The organism is Formosa haliotis (assembly GCF_001685485.1).
Lineage (GTDB): Bacteria > Bacteroidota > Bacteroidia > Flavobacteriales > Flavobacteriaceae > Formosa > Formosa haliotis.
On the sequence record NZ_BDEL01000001.1, the window covers coordinates 755,868 to 778,001 of the forward strand.

At 35.3% G+C, this 22,134-nt stretch carries 13 protein-coding genes; 1 reads left to right on the forward strand and 12 read right to left on the reverse strand.

What is annotated here, in order from left to right; genetic code table 11:
• Positions 1-8: 8 nt before the first annotated feature.
• From A9D35_RS03225 to A9D35_RS03280, 12 genes are all read right to left on the reverse strand, one after another.
• Complete coding sequence (locus A9D35_RS03225; RefSeq protein ID WP_083191596.1) at positions 9-1,487, reverse strand: family 16 glycosylhydrolase; 1,479 nt, start codon at positions 1,485-1,487, stop codon at positions 9-11.
• Between the two features lie 20 nt (positions 1,488-1,507).
• Positions 1,508-3,022, reverse strand: a complete 1,515-nt coding sequence (locus A9D35_RS03230; protein ID WP_235817839.1) for a family 16 glycosylhydrolase — start codon at positions 3,020-3,022, stop codon at positions 1,508-1,510.
• Positions 3,023-3,030: 8 nt separating this feature from the next.
• The gene (locus A9D35_RS03235) at positions 3,031-4,602 is read right to left on the reverse strand and encodes an MFS transporter (RefSeq protein WP_066218955.1); all 1,572 of its coding nucleotides are present in this window, start codon (positions 4,600-4,602) and stop codon (positions 3,031-3,033) included.
• Positions 4,603-4,671: 69 nt separating this feature from the next.
• On the reverse strand, positions 4,672-6,090 hold the full coding sequence (locus tag A9D35_RS03240; RefSeq protein ID WP_066218960.1) for a sulfatase-like hydrolase/transferase: 1,419 nt from the start codon (positions 6,088-6,090) through the stop codon (positions 4,672-4,674).
• A gap of 297 nt (positions 6,091-6,387) precedes the next feature.
• Positions 6,388-8,094, reverse strand: coding sequence for a RagB/SusD family nutrient uptake outer membrane protein (locus A9D35_RS03245; RefSeq protein WP_066218963.1), 1,707 nt, complete (start codon positions 8,092-8,094; stop codon positions 6,388-6,390).
• A gap of 15 nt (positions 8,095-8,109) precedes the next feature.
• Positions 8,110-11,337, reverse strand: a complete 3,228-nt coding sequence (locus A9D35_RS03250; protein WP_235817840.1) for a SusC/RagA family TonB-linked outer membrane protein — start codon at positions 11,335-11,337, stop codon at positions 8,110-8,112.
• A 501-nt stretch (positions 11,338-11,838) separates the two neighbouring features.
• Positions 11,839-12,489 (reverse strand): bifunctional 4-hydroxy-2-oxoglutarate aldolase/2-dehydro-3-deoxy-phosphogluconate aldolase, encoded by a 651-nt coding sequence (locus tag A9D35_RS03255; protein WP_066218965.1) that lies wholly within the window; start codon positions 12,487-12,489, stop codon positions 11,839-11,841.
• A 130-nt stretch (positions 12,490-12,619) separates the two neighbouring features.
• Positions 12,620-13,510 carry an AraC family transcriptional regulator gene (locus tag A9D35_RS03260; RefSeq protein WP_066218969.1) on the reverse strand — a complete coding sequence of 297 codons (891 nt, stop codon included), beginning with the start codon at positions 13,508-13,510 and terminating at the stop codon, positions 12,620-12,622.
• 462 nt (positions 13,511-13,972) lie between these two features.
• Complete coding sequence (locus A9D35_RS03265; protein WP_066218972.1) at positions 13,973-15,445, reverse strand: sulfatase-like hydrolase/transferase; 1,473 nt, start codon at positions 15,443-15,445, stop codon at positions 13,973-13,975.
• Positions 15,446-15,614: 169 nt separating this feature from the next.
• Entirely contained in the window at positions 15,615-16,745 is a 1,131-nt protein-coding gene (locus A9D35_RS03270) for a hypothetical protein (protein WP_066218975.1), read from the reverse strand.
• Positions 16,746-16,748: 3 nt separating this feature from the next.
• Entirely contained in the window at positions 16,749-18,674 is a 1,926-nt protein-coding gene (locus A9D35_RS03275) for an FAD-dependent oxidoreductase (protein ID WP_066218978.1), read from the reverse strand.
• Between the two features lie 31 nt (positions 18,675-18,705).
• A complete protein-coding gene (locus A9D35_RS03280) occupies positions 18,706-20,319 on the reverse strand; it encodes a sulfatase (protein WP_066218981.1) in 1,614 nt (537 codons plus the stop codon).
• 161 nt (positions 20,320-20,480) lie between these two features.
• On the opposite strand from A9D35_RS03280, the gene A9D35_RS03285 reads away from it, so the two are divergent.
• Positions 20,481-22,055, forward strand: coding sequence for a helix-turn-helix transcriptional regulator (locus A9D35_RS03285; protein ID WP_066218983.1), 1,575 nt, complete (start codon positions 20,481-20,483; stop codon positions 22,053-22,055).
• Positions 22,056-22,134 lie beyond the last annotated feature (79 nt).

The window sequence follows — 22,134 nt, forward strand, 5'->3', positions numbered from 1 at the left end:
TGTCTATTTTATTTTGCTTTTTTTATTGTAATATCATCTATAAACAGTCGTGCTGCCTTAGTTTTTGGTAAATCTGATTTTTTAATCGCGATACGCATCTGGTCGTTTTTTGCCGATGCATTTCTGGAAATTTTAGCTTCAACAGTTACCCATTGGCGACGTGGTTGTTTGTCTAAATCTGAAAATGTAATTTCCACCTTAGGATTTGTAAGCGTCATGTGTATTTTGTCTGCCACACGACCTTGATCTAACCATACTTTCATAGATACTATAAAGTCTCCTTTTGGTAATTTTACCGCACCTTCTGGTGTTAAAGCACTCACTTCATGAACTTCTAAAGATTGATTTTTTCCGAAGCCAGAAAACTTTAAACTATTTACTCCTGAAGCATAATCGCCTTCAACAATGGTTAAATATTTTGAAGAAACCTCATCGAATAACCAAAATTTCTGGTAGTCGTTTGCATTTGAATCTTCTGGAACCATTTTTAAAGGTCTAGGATTTTCTTCAAATAAAATAGGCCCTTCAAAACCGTAAAACGCGCGATCTTTAGCTAATAAATTATCTGTTGGTTTTTGCCATACACGCATGTATTCAATTTCAAAATCGACTGGCAACTCTTCCTTATGAGGCAATCCTAACCATTTAAAAATTTCGGAATCCAACCAAATTTCCATAGGGTTGTTTAGTACCCAATCCAATCCAACATCATCTTGTGTAAAGTGGTGTACTAATTTGCCATCAATAAATAATTTTAAGAAATCTTCTCCCCATTCTGCACCGTACACGTGAAATTCGTCTGCGGTTCTATAAGGCAAATTTTCGGTATGCTGAAATACATTTGTTGGGCGTTCGGCTGGCGGACTCCAGTCGTGAGCCGTAGCCAAATACGAATCTTCCCTAATGTTTCCTTTTTTATTTTTAGGATTCCCCATTAGTTCATAAACATCCAATTCCTGCTCGTAACCAATGGCCCAAAATGCACCCGTAATGGCTGCATTACCTACTTTAGAACGCACTTCCATATAACCGTTTAAAAAACGCTTTTTCCCAACCACAGCTGCCGTGGTTATGGGTAGTGGCTTACCTTCATAAATACCGTAGGTTGATGCGCCCATATTACCATCGGCATATTCTTCTTGGGCAAACGGATAATCGGGTTCCCATTGCGTTCTTAACTTTAATTTACCATCTTCTACAATAACATTATGTGGTGCAAATTGTGAAGGAGCACGCCCTTTCCAAATGTAATAATCACCATTTTGCCCCTCTACAAACCATTTGGTTGTATCGATAGAAGTGCCTTCAAACTCATCGCTAATAGCTTCATTAAGCACCCAACCCTCATTGTTTTTAGGATCAGAAAAGGGATACACTTTATCTTTAGACTTTCTAGACTGTGCTTTAGTTGTTTGCACTAAACCTATAGTAAAACACGCCATTAAAGATAAAGGCACCAGGGTTTTAAAATGTTTTTTTGAAATCATTATTTATGATTAATTAGATTTTATTTTACACGCTTAATTTCAATATCATCAATAAAAAAACGAGCTGCTTTAGTTTCTGGCAAATCCTGTTTTTTAATTATAATTTCCATACCATCAATAGGTGAAGATGGTTCTTCTCTTTCAAATTCAGCTGAAATCGTTACCCATTGTTTACGTTCTAACTTTTTTAAACCCGAAAACCCAAGTTTCTTGTAGGGTTCGAATAAATTAACATGTAACGAATCTGGCACACGTCCCTGGTCTAACCAAACTTTCATAGACAAAGTATAATGCCCTTTAGGAATTTGAAGCGAGCCAACAGGCGTTTTTATTTTGACTTCATCGGCTTCTAAATGTTCGTTTTTACCATAACCAGTAAACTTTAAACTTTCAACGCCACTGGCATAATGCCCTTCATAAATATTTAAATATTTTGATGACGTCTCGTCTAGCAACCAAAACTTTTGGTAGTCGTTTGCATTTGAATCTTCAGGAACCATAGTTAAAGGTCTTGGATTTTCTTCAAACAATATAGGACCTTCAAAACCATAAAACGCGCGGTCTTTAGCTAATAAATTATCAGATGGTTTTTGCCAAACACGCATGTATTCCACTTCAAAAATTGCAGGCAGTTCTTCTTGATGAGGCACGCCTAACCATTTAAAGATTTCAGAATCTAACCAAATCTCCATAGGGTTGTTTAGCACCCAATCTGTTCCTAATTCATCTTGAGTAAAACCGTGTATAAATTTACCGTCTCTATAAATATTTAAGAAATCTTCACCCCATTCTGCTCCATAGATATGAAAAGCATCGGAAGTGGTATAATTCAACGTTTCATCGTAACCAAAAGCCTTTGTAGGCCTTACAGATGGCGGACTCCAATCGTGAACTGCAGTTCTATTAGTATTGGAACTTATAGAGCCTTCTTTGGCAATTTTAGGAACGGCAAGTTGCTCATAAACATCTAATTCTTGTTCGTAACCTATAGCCCAGAAAGCCGCTGTCATGGCCGCTTTTGGTGCTTTAGATTTCACTTCCATATACCCGTTTAAAAACCTTTTTTTGCTTACAATAGCAGCTGTGGTTACTGGTAATGGATTTCCCTCGTGCATGCCATAGGTATCCTTATGATCACCATCGGCATAACTTTCTTTAACAAACGGATAATCGGGTTCCCATTGGGTTATTATTTTTAATTTCCCTTCCTCTACAACAACATTATGAGGGGCATACTGCGAAGGTGCTCGACCTTTCCAAATGTAATAGTCGCCGTTTTGCCCTTCTACAAACCATTTGGTTGTATCGATGGAAGTGCCATCAAACTCATCGCTAATAGCTTCGTTTAAAACCCAACCTTCTTTATTTTCTGGATCGGATGAAGGATAAAGTTTAGAAGCAGGACTATTAGACTGCTGCTCCTCTTTTACTTCTGAAACCACGGTTTCTGATACTTTTTCCTTACAGCTTAAAGTAATACTTCCTAAAGCTAAGAAAACCAAAACTACACCATAAATGCCTTTATTCTTCATCATGAGATTCTTTATTTTTTATCTGAAGTCAATGCGGATTGTATCTCCTCAATAGTCATGTTTTTAGTTTCAACCAAATAGCGGTATAAAATAACCAGACCAATAAATACGATGATGGCATAGAATAACAAGGTATTACTTATGCCCATTGTTGCCATTTGCCATGGGAAAAATTTCTGAACCAAATAACTCACAATACTGGTTACTAATGTAAAGAACGGAATGGCAATACCCCGTAGACCAATAGGGAATATTTCTGAAAACAACACCCACATTACAGGACCTACAGAAAAGTGAAAGGCCGCAATAAAACTAAGAATACCTATTAAGATTAACACCGCATTTATATCTGCCGATTTCTCGATTAACACACTAGAAAACGTACGGGCATCCTCTTCACCTAAAGTATCATGAATGGCTTGTTTAAATTCAATATCGCTGCCGTATTCAACATCTACTATAGTATTTAGACGCTCTTTTTTTTCAAGTTCGGTTAATTCAACAACATCCTGATTAGTGATGGTATAACTTGCTGTTTTAAATCCGTAATAACACAAACCAAGACTAAAAATAATCCACACCATACCCCAAATAATTAGTGGTCTACGTCCCAACTTATCCACTAACAATAAGCCTAGAATTGTAAATATAACACTGGTTAAACCAATCCAAATGGCCTGCATAAAAGCCGCATCTGTTCCCACACCTAATTGTTCAAACACCGTTGGTGCATAAAATAGTATGGCATTAATACCTGTTGCTTGTTGGGCTATCGCGATGGTCATAGCGATAATCATGGTAAGTCGCATAGGTTTTGCAAAAATGGCTTTGAGTTGCGCCATGATAGAGTGATCTTGAGTATTTTTACTTAAACTCTCTTTCATTTCTTCCAATTGTACCTCGACCTCACTAACTGGTAAAATTTTACTTAAGGTACCCTTCGCTTCCTGTTCCTTATTATTATAGATTAACCAAGCTGGGCTACGCGGAATAAAGAATAATAAAACAAACCATAAAAAAGCTGGCAAAATTTCTGATCCCAACATCCAACGCCAGGTATGAGTTCGCAAACCAAAATCGACTACCCATTGGGCATCGGAATTAGTCCACTGCAGTATTAAATAATTAATAAAATAAGCTGCAGAAAGTCCAAGTACAATGTTAATCTGAGTCATAGACACTAATTTACCTCTCCATTTTGGAGGCGCTATTTCTCCAATATACATGGATGCTAATGAAATGGAACTAAAAGCTAATCCGCCTAAAAAACGAGCACAAACTAATGACCAATAACTTGGCGCTAAAGTAGAAGCTATAGCTGAAATCAAATAAAGCAACGCGATAATTTGTAGGGTACGTTTTCTACCAAAACGATTTGAAGCATACCCGGCCAAAGGCAATGCTAAAAGCACTCCTAAACCAGGTGCACTAACAACCGTTCCCAATTGTAAATCTGTTAATCCAAACTCCTGAACTATAAAATTAATTGTACCTGAAATTAAAGCGGCATCTAATCCGAAAATAAAACCTCCCATCGCTACGATAGTGGCATATGTAAATGCATTTGATTTATATGACCCCATTGCTTCTTGTGTTGAATATTTAAATTAAAATATCCTGCTTTTTTTAGTTAGTATTGTTTATTACTGGTATTACCCTTTTATTGGTAACATCATTTCTTTTTTCACCAATTCTGGTGTACGGTAGCGATCCATACGATCTATATCGTATTTTTCGAAATCACGTTTTAGCATCCACATTGGGCGTTCAAGCGTTAATTCCCATTCAAACATTTTCTTATACATATCTTTTAAACGCTCTGGATATTTACCTGCCAAATCTTCTTGCTCTGTAATATCTTGTGTTAAATTATACAATTCTGCTGGACGGTCTGGGAATCTAATTAATTTCCAGTCTCCTTCGCGATATACAGCTCTATTTTCCTTTTTCCAATGTAGAGTTTCATGAGGTCTCCCTTTATGTTCTCCTTTTAAATATGGTATTAAATTAACCCCATCAATATCTTTTAAATCGGCTACATCTCCCCCTCCTGCGGCATAAAACGTAGGTAGTAAATCCAGTGTTATAACCGGTTTATCATAGGTTATATTTCCTTTTAACTCTTTAGGCCAAGTAATGACAAAAGGCACACGAATACCACCTTCAAGGAAATTTGATTTTGTACCACTTAAGGGCAAGTTAATGGATGCATTCTTATCGGTAGGTCCACCGTTATCGTTTGAAAATACCACGATAGTATTCTCGTCTAGACCCAATTCTTTAAGTTTATCAAGCACTCTTCCACAAGCACGATCTAAAGCTAAAGTCATTGCTGCTAATTCTTGACGTTTTCCTGTAAGATTTGGAAATTGCTTTAAATCTTCTGGCTTAGCCTGCATTGGTGTATGTACGGCATTAAATGCTAAGTAGATAAAAAATGGTTTGGCTTTATTATTTTCTATAAATGTAATCGCTTCGTCTGCTAACACATCGGTAACATAACCGTTTGGCTCTTCGTAGTGTCCGAAATTGCGTTCCATTTTGTAATCATGGTGAATACCTTCAAAGCTTTTGTAAGGAAAGTAATCGCGAGCGCCTCCTCTAAATCCATAAAACTCATCGAATCCTCTTTTTAAAGGATGAAAACGATCGGCATCTCCTAAGTGCCATTTCCCGTATGCTGCAGTTGCATACCCTAATTTTTTCATATAATCGGCCATGGTAACTTGATCTAACGGTAACCCCATATCGTCTGCTAAATACTTCGAGTTTTCGCTCATATATCCTGGCACGTTGATTTCTTCGTAGCCAAAACGTTGTTGGTATTTCCCCGTCATTAATCCTGCTCTTGAAGGCCCACAAGTAGCATCGCTTACATACCCTTCAAGAAAGCGAACACCACGATGTGCTAATTTATCCAGATTTGGAGTTTTCATAATCTTACTTCCTTGAAAACCAAAGTCAGCATAACCCGCATCATCGGCAAACAAAAAAATTACATTAGGTTGATTCTGCCCAAAAACAGAATATGCAATTACGACCAATAATAGTCCAAGAATCCCTTTTTTCATTTTACTAGATTATTATATTCTACAATGACGTAAGTAATAAATATGATTTTCTTAAAAATTTAATTTCAATTATAAGAAAACTTAAAACTTACGACTATACAAACAAAAGAAATTATCAGACTAATTTCTTCGTTAATTTTACCTGATGGCTACATTATTTTAACCCTAATTTAAATTTACCATATAGAATGGGTTAATATAAGCACAAAAAAAAACCGATTAAATACATAACCGGTTTTAACTAATACAAAACAAACTAACTAAATAATTCTTTATAATACTGTTTAAAACACACTATTAATATCCTGCATTTTGCTCTAAGGCTGGAGCCTTTTCTACTTCAGATGCTGGAATTGGTAAATAGTATTGTTTGGTATCCCAAGGTCTAGTCATTACTGTATATTCCTTGAAAGAAAGAGAACCATCTTTAGCTTTAGTCCAGGTTAAACCTTTAATATCGTACCCTAAATGCGCTTCGTTCATCCAGCGTCTTTCATCAAAGAAATTATGCCCCTCGAATGCTAACTCTACACGACGTTCTCTTTTTATAGCTTCTAATAATTCTGGGCCAGAAGCAGTAATAGCTGGTAATAAAGCTCGCTCTGCTACCTTATTTAAGAACATTCTACTTTCAGATTCATTTCCTAATTGATATTGCGCTTCGGCATAATTTAAATAAATTTCTGCTAATCGGTATAAAATATAAGGGCGTTGTGCCGAAATATCTGTTAGTTGAACCAAACTCTCGTCTTGGAATTTTCTGATATTATATCCTGTTTTTGAAGAATGCAGAACGTTACCTAACCCTTCTGGAGAATCTAAACCATGAGGATAAACACTCGTGTCTTCAGACAAGTAATACTCTACCTGACGCCCTCTAAACGTGGCACCATTAAAATTTAAATCGGCATAATAGCGCATTTCTCTATTTGCATTTGGATTACTAGCATCAAAAGTGCTTCCTTTAGTTGTAGTACCATCGGCCATATTAAATTGTAGCGCAAAATTATGAGAAGGCGAAGATAATGCCCAACCTCCATAACCACTAGGTGATTGTGTTTGGTCTGGTAGAGAGTTTACATCTGTACCAAAATCATAATATGCAGATCCATATGGTCTAGCAAATAAAATATCCTGATTAGGGCTTAAAAACAACTGTTGGTAATCTACTGCATTTGCAACAGAAATTAAATCGCGAGCACCTACAAGTTCGATAACTGCAAGAGCTGCATCTGAAGCATCTTGCCATTTTGATGCTTTAGTATAATCGTAAAGTGGACCGTTAGGTGCTGTACTAGGATCGTGTAATTTACTTGCGGCATATAATAAAGTTCTTGATTTTACTGCTAAAGCAGCTACTTTAGTGGCACGTCCAAACTCTGATGCAGGTCTGTTTTCTGGTAACAACTCTGCCGCTTCATTTAATTCATTTACTATAAAATCTACACAGTCTTCGTAACTATTACGTTCTAAATTAAAATTATCATTTAAGTTTAAAGCATGCTCCATAATAGGTACACCTCCATAATAACTAACCAACTTAGCATAAATATTTGCTCTTAAAAATTTCATTTCTCCTTTAAGCATGTTAATTCGTCCCGGATCTTTACTCATCGCTTCACTACCATCGATACGATCTAAAAACTCATTCGCCAAACGCAAATAATCAAAATAATTAGCCCATTTTTCTGTAAATACACCGACATTATTTGGGTTCCATAGCGCTTGTAATCTAAAAAGATCAAGATTATTAAAATTAAATTTACCTTCGAACGATGCGCCTTCCAAATTAAAACGTCTAGGCCACCATTGTTGCTTGTTTACCCCCCAACTTTCGGTACTGTTATACACGGTATAAACTAATCGTTCTACTTGAGCTGGATCGCTATAAATAAGGTCTTCCGCAAATGCATCAGACGCCTCCGTATCTAATACGTCTGAACAACTTATGATTGTAAGTAACAGACAAATGACTGCTGTATATAATATTTTTATATTTTTCATGTTATCTTTTTTTTATTAAAAACTTAAATTCAATCCAAAACTATAGGTCGTTAACGAAGGATAGGTACTCCCTCTAAAATTGTTATATCCAGCTGCTTCCGGATCTAAACCTCTTTTGTAAACATCGGAACCGAATGTAAACATGTTATAACCTCTCATAAATAATCTTAAGTCTCCAATACCAATAGTTTCTTTTGGCAAGGTGTATGCAATTTCAACTTCTTTTAGTCTTACAAATGCGGCATCCATTAGGTAGATGTCTGCCAATTCATAATTTGCATCATCTCCACTCTGATTTCCACTGTATTGATCTCCTTGACCAAATGCTCTTGGATAAATAGCATCGCGATTATCTGGAGTCCAACGTTCGTTAAACACATAGTCTGGTTTAGCTCCTGCTTGATCAAAATACACTAAAACATCTGCATTGGTTTGTCCTTGGAATAAGAATGTGAAATTGAAATTTTTATATCCTAAACTTCCATAAACACCATATTGAATTTCAGGTACGTTAGAAGAGTAAGTTCTAATTCGATCATTAGCATCAATGGTTCCGTTACCATCGGTATCTAGATAGTGAATTTCACCTTCCACGGTTCCTGGCATTTTAACTTCGGTAGCATCCACTTCGGCTTGATTGTTAAAGATACCATTAGTAGGATACACGATATAAGAATCTATACTGTGCCCTTCAATTTTTCTCCATTCAGGAACATCCTCAGCTTCATCCATATACACCACTTTGTTTAATGCCTTGGTAAAATTAGCACCTATGTTATATGAAACTTCACCAATTTGATCGTTCCAAGCCAATTCAAATTCCCAACCCCAACTATCTACTTTACCTAAGTTTTCTTGAGGAAGTGTAATACCTGCAGCATCTGGAATAGAAGCGTTTCTGGTAATTAATATATCACGACGTTTTTGATAGAAATAGTTAGCATCTCCAGACAGTCGGCTATTAAATAATGAAAAGTTAAGACCAATATTCTTCATATCTGCTTTCTCCCAAGTGATATCTGGATTAGGAACATTGTCTGGTGTATATCCGTTATAACTTACTCCAGGAGTACCAAATACGTAATAATTTGGTTGTGCAGCATTAACAGGTCCACCATAAGCATAACGCGTTAAGAATTGGAACGAAGGAATACGATCGTTACCCATTAATGCCCAAGACGCTCTTAGTTTTAAGTCGTTTACCCAACCTACGTTTTCCATAAAAGCTTCTCTACCAATAGCCCATGATACTGCTGCACCTGGAAAAGTACCGAATTGATTCCCATCACCAAAATTACTTGATCCATCGTATCTTACTGTTAAATCGACGTAATAACGTTTTTTATAATCGTAAGATAAAGACGCAAAATAATTTAAACGGCCCCATTCTTGAGATGCTCCTCCTGATTGTTGTCCGTCATCACTTCCTGCGAATAATTCTGGATGATCGTCTGATGGAAATCCTCTACGCTCTGCCCAAAAATTCCGTTGATTAGATGTTGTTTGTTCTACACCAACAAAGGTGTTAAACGAATGGGCTTCAGCGAATGTTCTGTTATAAAACAAAGTGGCATTAAGCATTAACTCGTCGTACTTCCAAAAACTTTCATTTAAAATTCTTGTATTTCCACGTTGAGAAAAACCCGGTTGCTCTACATATTCAGGATTACCTCCCTCTTGATACGTATATACAGTCCACGGCGTATACCATGATTTTTGATCATTAGACATCTTTCTTATCCCCGCAAAACTTGTTAGTTTTAAACCTTCAGTTAAATTATCTAATTTCCACTCAAACGAGAATTTACCTCTAAAATCGTTATCAAAACGCTTTAAGAACCCGGAGTCATTACTAGACATAACTGCAGGATTTGCTCCGTTTTCTCCACCCCAACCAGGTAATCCATTTGGGTAAATTCCTATTTGTGTTGGCTCATTAGCATAGATATGTTTATAAATGTAACCTTGCTCTACTCCGGGTTGATCGGTTTCTCCAAAACGGCCCGTTAAATCTACTCCAACTTTAAAATTCTTATGAAGCTTAATATCTAAATTAGAACGTACTTGATATTGTTCGAAACCAAGATCTCCAGATCTGTACATCCCTTCTTGATTTAAATAATCTCCACTTACAAAATAGTTTACATTTTCTGAACCTCCAGAAATTGATAATGTCGTTCTAGATTCTGGAGCATAATCTGCGAATGTTAAATCTGCCCAATCTGTATTCGGGTAATTTAAAGGATCGTTACCTGCAGCATAATTATCAATATCACTTTGCGAGTATGGTAATGGTCTACCATATCTATCTTCTATTTCATTTTGATAAATCGCATATTGTTCTGAAGACATAAGCTGTGGTCTAGCAGAAAAGGCCGACCAACTAAACTGCGTTGACAAATTAATTTTTGGTTTTCCTAATTTACCACGTTTTGTCGTAATTAAAATTACACCATTTGCAGCACGCGCACCATAAATAGCGGCAGCACCATCCTTTAAAACGGATAAAGATTCAATATCTGAAGGCGCTAAGTGCGCAAAGGATGCAGCCGGTATATTATCAATTAAAATAAGAGGTTCGTTATTATTTAATGTTGATTTACCACGAATTAAAATAGATGTTTCGTTAGATCCTGGTGTCCCCCCACGGTCATTCACAATAAGCCCAGATACTTTTCCTGATAGTGATTTTTCTAAATCTCTACTCCCTGCTTGCTCTAGTACTTCTGTACCTACGGTACTTACAGACCCTGTAACATCACCTTTTTTCTTAGCCGTATAACCTACTACTACAACTTCCTCTAGACTTTGTGTATCTTCTTCTAAAGTTACATTAATAATGCCTTGACCATTAATAGGAACCTCTATAGTTTTATACCCCATAAAAGAGAATACCAATATAGAATTTGCATCGGTATATTCTAATGTGTAATTACCATCAAAATCGGTTACAGTTCCTACAGATGTTCCTTTTTCCATAACGTTTACACCCGGCAAAAACTGATTTTCATCTTGAACTGTACCAGAAACAGTAAAGGTTTGTTGCACGTTATCTAAGTACGTACTCTTTTTAATTTCTAAAGAAATAGTTTTTGGCATAGCGCCTCCATTTTTAGCTGATAATGGATAACTTACTGCCAAACAATACAAGAAACATAATAAGTACCATTTCATGTTTCCAAAATCTAGTCCATGCGAAATTAGATGACTAGAAAGCATGTGTTTTTGTTTTAATCTTTTCATCAATGTTGATTTAGTTTTGTTTTTTTTTAGGTGATAATCGCGAAGAAGAATTCATTTTTAATTAAAATGAAAAACAAGAAAGACGTAAATAAAAATAGCTTTTAGCAACCTATTAATTACTAAAAACCCGCTTCATTAGAATTAACAAATTCATAACGAAAAACACCTATTTGGTTTATTATGTTAAAATAAGTGTAAATTTTATGAGATTAGTTTACATATATTAACCTTTGATAGCACTATTTTACCCTTAACAAAAAACTAATAAATCCACAAAAATTTAATTAAAAAACTAAAAAACCACCTTTAAAAAAAAGGTGGTATCCTATAGTCTACTTAAGAATCTATGATCATCTAGATTTATTAATATGTATATTTCGAAACTAGTATTCTTATTTAATCAATGTTTTTTAACTGAATTTTACCATTATTAAAACATGCTAGCTTAAAACAACCTTAGAAAACACAATTTTTAAGGAAAAACTTTTCTATAAACCCTGTTTAAGGTAAAAATTCGAAAATCTCTTCTTTAATACTAATAAAATAGTTTTTTAAACCTTCGTAGTCTTTATTATTTACCAAAGTTTTATTTAACAGAGAGCTCCCCATACCAACACCAATAGCCCCTGCTTCAAAAAAGGATCTTATATTTTCTTTAGAGACACCACCAGTTGGCAATAATTTAATTTGGTTTAAAGGTGCTAGAACATCTTTAATATATTGCACGCCCAATTGTGTTGCAGGAAACACTTTTACTGCCGAAGCGCCTAAAGACCAGGCTTTATATATTTCTGTTGGTGTATAGCAACCTGGAAAAATAGGTATATGTTGTGTCACCGCAATTTTTACAACCTCTTCGTTTAAAATTGGTGTTACAATAAATTGAGCACCTGCTTGTATCGCTACTTCTAAATCGGATAGCGTGCACACGGTTCCTGCTCCTACATTTAATTCAGGAAATCTGCTTCTTAATTTTTTTATAATATCTGCAGCCCCTTCAGTATTCATCGTGATTTCAATGGTTGTTAAACCAGCATCTCGATAGGCCGCAACAATATCAAAAATTATGTCTTGAGGTAGGGATCTCACTATACCTACAATAGGAGCTCTATAGTATTGTTCCCAAGAAAATCCCAATTTGTTTGTTAACATGGTTTAGTAATTTAAGTTGTATTTCATGTGTTGCATTTTCTATACGCTTAGAATAAAAGCTACCATTATTCTTCCAGTTAGACAGCTTGGTGTACTAATATAATCATCTGTTAGAAACCAAATCGCACACCTATAATGACATCAAATCTTCCTTCTCTTTATATTGCTCCATATATTCGGTGGGAGTTACCTGCATTAGACTTTTAAATTGTCTATTAAAATTAGTTATGGTATTAAACCCAGATTGATAACAAATAGTAGCAATTTGCTTTTCTCCCTCGATTAATAATCGACAAGCATGCCTTAATCTAATTTCATTTAGGTATTGTGTAAAAGACTTTTTGGTACGTTTTTTAAAATACCGACAAAAGGAATTAGGTGTCATATAGGCAATGGCTGCGACTTCATCTAAATCAATTTTTTTATCAAAATTTTCAGAGATATAAGTAATTACTCGTGCCATGCGCTCCTTTTCATTATTATTAAGGGCACTATTTATAACTTCTGAACACAATATTTCTTGATTTTCACTAACCGAAAGGATGTCTAAAATATTTAATAGTCCTACAATACGTGCCAAACCGTTACAACTTACAAGTCCTACCAATTGGCTATGGACTAAATATGAAATAGATTTCGAAAATTTTATACCGCGATTTGCTTTTTCTAAAAGCGCTTGAAGTTTTTTTACTTCTGCTAGTTCTAAAAAATTGGCACCTAAAAACTCCGGTTCAAATTTGGTGACAATTAAATCAACGCCGCCATGTTCTGAAGAATCTAAATAATATTCCTTATGATTTCTAAATAAATGAGGTACATTACTTCCTATTAAATATAATTCGCCCGGACCAAAATCACCAATAGAATTCCCCACATATCGCGTGCCTTTGCTTTTCATAAAATAAATAAGCTCTAATTCTTTATGAAAATGCCAATTCTGTTCGATGCAAGGAATGGTATCTTGCCTTACATAAAATGAGTTTTCGGGTTTTCGTTCTGTTTGTTTATAGGTAAGTTTCATGTTAGTGGTTGTTTGAATAAGCTTAGGTAGTTGGTAAAAAAGAAATTATTAATACAAAAATGTCTATTCTGTAAAATCTATCCTGATAAGTCTTCATTTTTTTCGAAATTGAAGCCATCCTTACGGCTTGGTTAATGCCATATGTACTTCCCTTTTTTACCCCTGTATAACCAACATTTTATACTACTACAATAAACTTTTCATCTATATATTTTTAAAATGAAAAAACCTTATTTTATAAAAAACGGTTCTACCTTAAATTAATTTTTAGAAAAATAACACGAAATTCACATGCTTTCCTTTATAAAATTACCCTTATCTTAATAATTATTACCTTTTTTAGACAAAACACAAAAAAGTAAAGGTCGCCAAACCCCATATTGTTGACGACCAATTTACTCCCTTTAATAGAAATCTAATCTCAGGGTTAATGCCCTTAAATAATAGAATTCACTCTAACACTTATTTATTAATTTGAAAGGTGGTTGGGAAATCTGACATATGTTTTTCTTTCCAAACCTTACTTAACGCTTCTGGGTCGAACCATCTAGGTTCGGTATGTTTCTTACTCCACTCCTCTGCACCTAAAACCATTTCTTCAAGTTGCTTTGGGAAACTTTCACTTAAATCGGTTGTTTCAGAAATATCCGTATCGATATTAAAAAGCATCCATTTATTATTATAAGCCTTTGTGGCTTTCCATTGATTATGTCTTACCCCCACATCGGAATATCCAGAACGATGACGCATAGCAAATATCATATCATCTTTATGCGGATTTTTTTCATGCACTATATCATTCCAAATATCCTTCCCGTCTAACTTTTTATCGGCAGATATTTTAGCTCCAGCTAAACCAGCGAATGTTGGGTAGAAATCTAGAGCAGATACTGGGCCAGCTTCAATTTTTCCAGCAGGCACATGACCTGGCCAATAGAAAAACATAGGCACTCTAAAACCACCTTCGTAGGTATCACCTTTTCTACCTTTTAAAGGGAAATTATTTGCGCCTTTATCAGGTCTGCCCCCATTATCGCTTAAAAATATTATTAAGGTGTTATCCAATTCGTTTGTTTCCTTTAAGGTATTTACTAATTGACCAACACCCCGATCTACGGCATAAACCATAGCTGCATACGTACGTCTGTCTTTATCTTTAATAGATTCAAATAGTTTTAAATCTTCAGCTTTCGCTTCTAGCGGTGTGTGTGGAGCATTATACGCTAAATACATAAAGAATGGCTTGTCTTTTTTAGAAGCTTCTTTAATAAAACGTACAGCTTCTCGCGAAAAAGCATCTGTTAAATATTCTGTTTCTCTTACTTGTTTATTATTGTGCTCAAGTGGCGTTAAATATTCCCAGATATTTTTATTTCCGTTTTTAACTTGCACATTGTATTTCGCTCTGTAATCTTCTGGAAAATAATGATGTCCGCCACCTAAAAATCCGTAAAAATCATCGAAACCACGCTCATTTGGACGGTAATTAGGAACAGCTCCTAAATGCCATTTTCCAATAGCGCTAGTCGTGTATCCCGAATTCTGTAATACCGTACTAATAAAGGTTTCATTTAAAGGAATTCCCTCACCTACTTTGGTTTCGCTATTTGCTGGTAAATTAAATTGCGAGCCAAACTCGTGCGGATATCTTCCTGTTAACAATCCCGCTCTACTAGGCCCACAAAATGGGTGTGCCACATAAGCCGAAGAAAAAATCGTTCCTGCCGCAGCTAGCTTATCCATTTCTGGTGTTTTAATGTCTTTAGCTCCATTAAAACCTACATCGGCATAACCTAAATCGTCTGCCAATATTAATATTATATTAGGTCTAGAATCTGGATTCTTGCCATCTTTTTGTTGTGCATGTACACTAAAACTTGAAATAAGACATCCAAAAATAAATATCGTAAAAATAGTTTTAACAGGTTTTCGCATTATTAAATTAGTATTGCATGTGGTTTAATTAACTAACTGAAGTATTGACAACAAATTTACAAGTTGTTGCAAAATAGAAATCTATCTTTTTTATCTAAAACATATTAAATTTTACCTTATCAACCGCATAATTTAGCAGGTTATTTCTTAATTAAAAGCAACTTTCAGACTACAAACGTTGCATATTTTCGGTATAAAAGGCTTGTATTTTTTGTTGTTGTTTTGGAGTTAAGGCCTTACTTTTTAAATACCAATAAGTACGTCTGGCTATTAAAAAATCACGGTTTAAAAGTGGAAATACATTTTGAATAACGACTTCCGATTTCGGGTTTCGAGCTTCCATTAACTCAAAAAAACCTGAAAATTCCTGAAATGATTTTAACTTATTTACCGCAAAACTATATGCATCTAAATAATCTTTGTTTGGCTGATATATTGTGTTTTGAATTGATTTTAGAACTGCTATTTTTTGAAGGTTTCCACCGGCATCAAACAATTGCTTTAAAGCAGAAAAATAGATATCTGAAGGTGCTGTTTCTAAATACTGAATGGCTTCCGGAATTAAATCTGAATGTGCTAACCCCTGTGAAACAGCTTGATTTACAAAAACATGTTCATATATATTACGTTGCTCTATTTCTTTTAAAGCTAACTCCACATAATCTTTATTTTCATCTTCTAAAAACGCCAACAATTCCTTATTTGAAACCGTGGTTGCGGTTATGGTTTTAATTTTAGAATTGATTTCACCCTGTGCCCAATGCCAAAGCGTAAAACATGTTAATGCAGCTCCTGGCACTGTATCTTCTTCATTTAGTTCTAGTGCTGTAGCTCCAGAAATGGCATCCACCTCATCGGTATTTAATTCGCCTACAACCGTTAAAATTTCATCCAAATAAACCTCTTTAAAAGGTGAATGTTTATTTGCAAGTATTCGGTTTAACTTGAGGTAATCATCTGCATCAAAAAAATCATCTTTATACTTTTCAAGTGCAGCATCTTCAGCAAGTTCATATTTTTGATATTCACCAAGCGCATTCCAAAATAAACGCACAGGAATCACTTTACAAACCGACTCCAAACAAATTACCGATTCGACATCCATGTAAAAATAATCTGGGATTCCTTGTTTATTTTTAACTTCATATAAAGACACCTGCATAGGCAGTTCCTCGCCTTTATGCTTTATAGAAAGCGTATGTAAAATAGGTTTAACACCTGATTGATGGTACTTAGCTTCAATTTTAAAAATCAAGCTAAACCATATAAAACATGTTGTATATGTTATTAATTTAATCATATTTTAAGCGTAACAGCGCACTTCAAACAAACGTACATTTGCTTTCCCGTAGGTTTCTGTCATTTTTATCTTTATAGCAGACACCTTCTTACTTTCAAATTTAAATTTAATTAAACGAGTTTTATTGTGTTCTATAACACCTAAATCTACCCACGAACCGTCTTCGCGCCCCTGGACTCTTAAGGCTTTCAACATTTCTTTTGGCACCGCATTACCATACAGTTCATCATTTCTACTGTCTTTACGCATCATAATATTACGTTTAACATTTGTATCGCATTTCAGCTCAACAGCAGATAACTCTACAGGAGTTTCCCATTCTAATTGGACTTCGGCAGGCAAGCCTAAAGACTCCCAGTGGTTAATACTACCATCAATATCCCTTGAAATACCATTTGTTAGCAATTTAACATCGCCTGAAGCTGTTGATGAGGCAAACAACAAACTGGCTTTTTTTGCTAAATCCTTCGGGTCGTTTGCAGGACGTTTAGGTATGTACAAATCGTCTCTAAGCAATTGTTCTTGCAGCTCATTAATATAGGTTTTACCTACTTGGCGAGGCGCAACCTTTTGCGTTACACAAATATGTGCTGCGGTACCCACGGCCTGCCCCATTAAAGCACAAGTTGCCATAATTCGACTAGAGGACAAAGCGATGTGCGTCTGACTAACATTACGGCCAGCAAACATTAAATTACTAATGTTTTTGGAATACAAACTTCGGAAAGGAAACTCATAAATCTCATCAAAATGATGATGAAAATGCGTGGGAGGCTCCGAAATATTATCCATACCTCCTGGAATATGCTCATCGATAGGCCAACCCCCAAAAGCTACAGCATCTGGATAATGTTTATATTCGGTTAAATCTTTTTCCGAAACAATATAATCACCCATAAATCGACGCGATTCACGCCTTGCAGGTAAAGAGCCTACCCAATATAGGGCTAAATTTTCTGCTTCAGGAAATTTACCTGAATTTTTAATATAATCCCAAACACCATGTAAATACCCCATTAAACGATGGCTATTAACTTCAAAATCGGCAATAATATCGTCGTCGCTGCCCAATTCTACCCACCAAATACCATCTTGAAACCCTGCAAATTTACGCTCTGGATGTGCCTTTTCAAAATCGTATTTTATAACAAAAGAAGGTGGTGTATACTTCATAGGGCGCCCCATATCTATTGAAGACATTAATAAAGTTGCTCCCATTTGCCAACCATCGGCAACTTTTGGCGCATATTTTTCATTAAATTCCGAACTGGCTTCTCTTCCTGTTCTATATTCGGCTCCTGCTGTTGCAGCTAGTAAACCATCGCCAGAGCAATCGATAAAAACAGGCGCGTTAATGGTGTATAACGTTTCGGTTGTAGCTTGCCAACATAAGGCCGATTTAATTTTATCTCCCGACATTACGGCTTCAATAGCCTGTGTATTTAGCATTAAGGTAATGTTAGGTTCGCGAACAACAAAATCGTATAAAACATGATCTAAAACAGGAAATGATTCTTGCTCGTTATAAAACCTATTTAATAACAACATTTCTTCAATGATTCCTGTTTCGCGCTCTGCCTCGCCATTATTTAATCGGTTAACACCATTTAAATGCACACGCATTTCGCTTGAAGCATTGCCTCCTAAAACAGCCCGATCCTGAACCAACACGACCTTAGAACCTTGTCTTGCTGCTGAAACCGCGGCGCAAATACCGGCTGCACCACCTCCAATAACAGCTACATCGTAGCTTTGTGTTTTTTTTCTTGAAGGTACCCCTGTTTTTCCTGTTCCTAATTGATACCATTTATCCGAATCTCGATCGTAAACCATATCTTTTGAACTTCCACAAGCACTCATAATCAAGGGAACCGCTCCTACAGCAACAGTGGCTTGAGTAGCTTTTGTAAAAAAATCTCTTCGTTTCATGCGTTTATATTTTAATTGTGTTTTTAAATAGTTATTGCGGTAATTGACCCTGCCAGCCTTTATTAAATTGATGTATTAATTGTGCTACGATTTCAGGATGACTGGCTGCACAATTTCTGGTTTCCATCGGGTCTTTTTCATGATCGTACAACTCCACGAAAACAGGGGGTTTCTCAGGATGCGCTCTATCTTTCCAAACTATAAATCGATATTGCTTGGTGCGCATGGCATATCCCATTAAATTATTTTCAAATAAATTGCGACTCCAAGCATCTTTTTGCTGTTTTTTTATGCGGGTTTCCACTTCGGTTAAAAGCGGACCGAAAAACGTTTCTCGCATTGCAGGACGCAATGGGTATGCTCCCCATTCGCGTAAAGCAGGTGTTGGAAACTGACTAAAAACAGCCGTTTTCCATGGCATGCTAGGTTGAGTTAATAAGGGTTTAAAACTATATCCTTCTACATGACTTGGTGCTTTTATTTGCGCCAAATCGCATAAGGTTGGGTAGATATCAACTAATTCTACCAAAGCATCTGTTTTTACCCCTCGTGTAGCATTGGGCATATTTGGTGTTGCTATAATCATAGGCACACGGGTAGCGATTTCAAAATTTGTGGCCTTTCCCCAAATGCCCATATCGCCTAAATGATAACCATGATCGCTCCAAAGAATGATAATGGTATTTTCTCTTAAACCTGCCTCATCCAAAGCATCTAATAATTTACCTATTTGCGCATCCACATAACTCACACAAGCTAAGTAGGCATGCCTTAATGTATGAGATAAAGCATCGTTTATATCGCCTTCTTTAGGAATTCCACTTCTAACGCGTAATTCAAACGAAGGTGTTAACCCCATTTCTGCGCCATCAATTGGTCCTTGCATTTGTGAAGCCAACTTAATATCTTTTTCATCATATAAATCCCAATATCTTTTAGGCGAAGTCCAATTTAAATGTGGTTTATTAAAGCCTAAACCCAAAAAAAACGGTGCTTCTGTTTTCGCCATTTCTTTTAAAGTAGCAATAGCCAACGCAGTATTATAACCATCTAAATAACCGGTATCTGGTACATCGGCATTTTCGTAAGCTGGGCCACTTGCCAATCCAAATTTTGCAACATCTCCATACTTCGCAATCATTGCCTTGCGTTGTTGTTTTGTAGCTTCAATATTTTCTTTTAAAGCAAACCCACTAGGCTTTTCAATGCCTTTAGAAGTTAAACTATCAACAGCTGGTAATCGGCTCCATGATTTTTCATCATCAAGATCTCCATGATGAAAGATTTTCCCTGTATAAACCGTTTCGTAACCAGAATTTTTAAAATGCTGAGGCAAGGTAACCACATCGGGATTTACCGCTCTAAATTTTATATAATTATGAAAAACACCACTGGTTTCGGGACGAATTCCAGTTAACAAACTTGCTCTAGAAGGGCCACAAATAGCCTGTTGGCAATAGGCATTATTAAATAACAAACCTTCCCTTGCAAGTTTATCTATATTTGGTGTTTTAGCTATTTCTGAACCATAACAACCTAATTCTGGTCTTAAATCATCAATAGCAATAAATACAATATTAGGTCGCTCTTGCCCATGAACAAACCACGATGTTAAACATATGAGCATGTAAATTCTTTTAATCATATTTAGAGTTCTTTTAATAAATTCTATATACTCAAATTTAGAACCTCAATTCTAAAAAATTGATTTTTTTGATTACAAAAACTTAACTTCGTATAATTTCAGTAAAAAAATAACTTAACATAACTAAAAACGCTCACCCACAAAAAACACTGTAAACAAGCATGTTAAACTCATTTTTAAAATATAGCATTCTCATTATAACACTTAACATCGGTTTAAGTAGTGGTTTACATGCTCAGCAATTTAAAGCATTTAGAAATGCTACTATAACGAACAAAACACCACTCGACTCTCTTGTTAAAATTTATAAAAATGCGCTTCAAAAACAGGATACCTTAGAAATAATATCGAGTTTAATTGATTTAAGCACTATTAACAGAATACATCTTGAATTTAGCGAAGCTTTTAAATATGCGGGCAATGCTTTATTTCTTGCTGAAGAATTTAAAGACACACTATCAATAGCTCGAGCACATGAAGAATATGGTGTTTTAAATTATTTATTTAAACAAGATGAATCTGCTGGAGAGAATTTCAAAAAAGCAAACACCTATTTCCAAATAGCCTATCAAAACAAGCAAATTCCACAATCCCATTTGTTTAGTTCTAGCTATAATTTAGCACTGTATTATCAACGCACGGCTCAAGATGATTTGTTATTAAAAAGCATTTCAAAGTGTGAGCAAATCGCAAAAAAATCGATTCAAGACTCTGTTTGTTATGATTTTTTAAATGAAAAACGCGCCTCAATATTCGAACGAAAAAAAGAATACAGCAAAGCTATTGCACTACTAAAGAAGAGCATAAACAACCTGAAGCATGCTAAATCGTTTAATGAAAATAAAAGTTTTTTAATCATTCTTAATGCCAGACTTGGCGATCTTTACAGGAGTTTACAGGATTATAAATTGGCTGGAAATTATTACAAAACAGCCTTAAATATTGAAGATTCTAAAAATGAAAACATATTCTACAAAGCCTACATTTACAGCAGATATGCAGAAACATTAACTGAATTAGAAGCGTATAAAGACGCCTATAAGAACGAATTTGAGTCTAAAAAAATCTATCAAAGATATTTAAACCCTAGAAATGATGACAATCTTGGTTTTTTAACCATTAAAAACAACTATAACGAGCAAATAAACAGCAAAAACAAACAACTTATTGCTCAGAAACTAGAGTTAGCCCAGCAAAACCAAAAACTTTTACGTTTACGTGTTTTATGCTTCGTTTTACTATTTACAGCTATCCTTGCAGCCTTAATAATCCGGTCTCACATTAAAAATATTAAACATCAAAAAAAGGAAGCAGATTCAAAATTAGTTATCGACTCCAAAAACAAAGAATTAACAGTAAACACCTTGCAACTTATAGAACGTGAAAAGGTGATTGAATTGTTAAGTGATCACATAAAAAAATCGGATTTAGATTCTACAACTCGAACTTTATTAAAAACAATCGACAAACGGTCTATAAATTTATGGGATAGCTTTAACAATCGATTTATAACACAAAACGAAGGTTTTTATGAGCGTTTAAAAGCCAAAGCACCCGACTTAAGTGCTGCCGATTTAAAAATATGTGCCCTTATTAAACTAAATTTTACAGGTAAGGAAATGGCCTATTTACTTGGTATTTCCTTAGGAAGCGTTCATGTTGCACGACATCGATTAAGAAAAAAAATGAATTTAGACCGTGATGTTAACCTCTCAAACTACATTAATGCCATTTAAAATAGCTGTTTATGTTAATATTTAAGAAGTAACAGGTAATTATTGCCTGTTAACATGCAAAAATTAATTTTAATTGCAT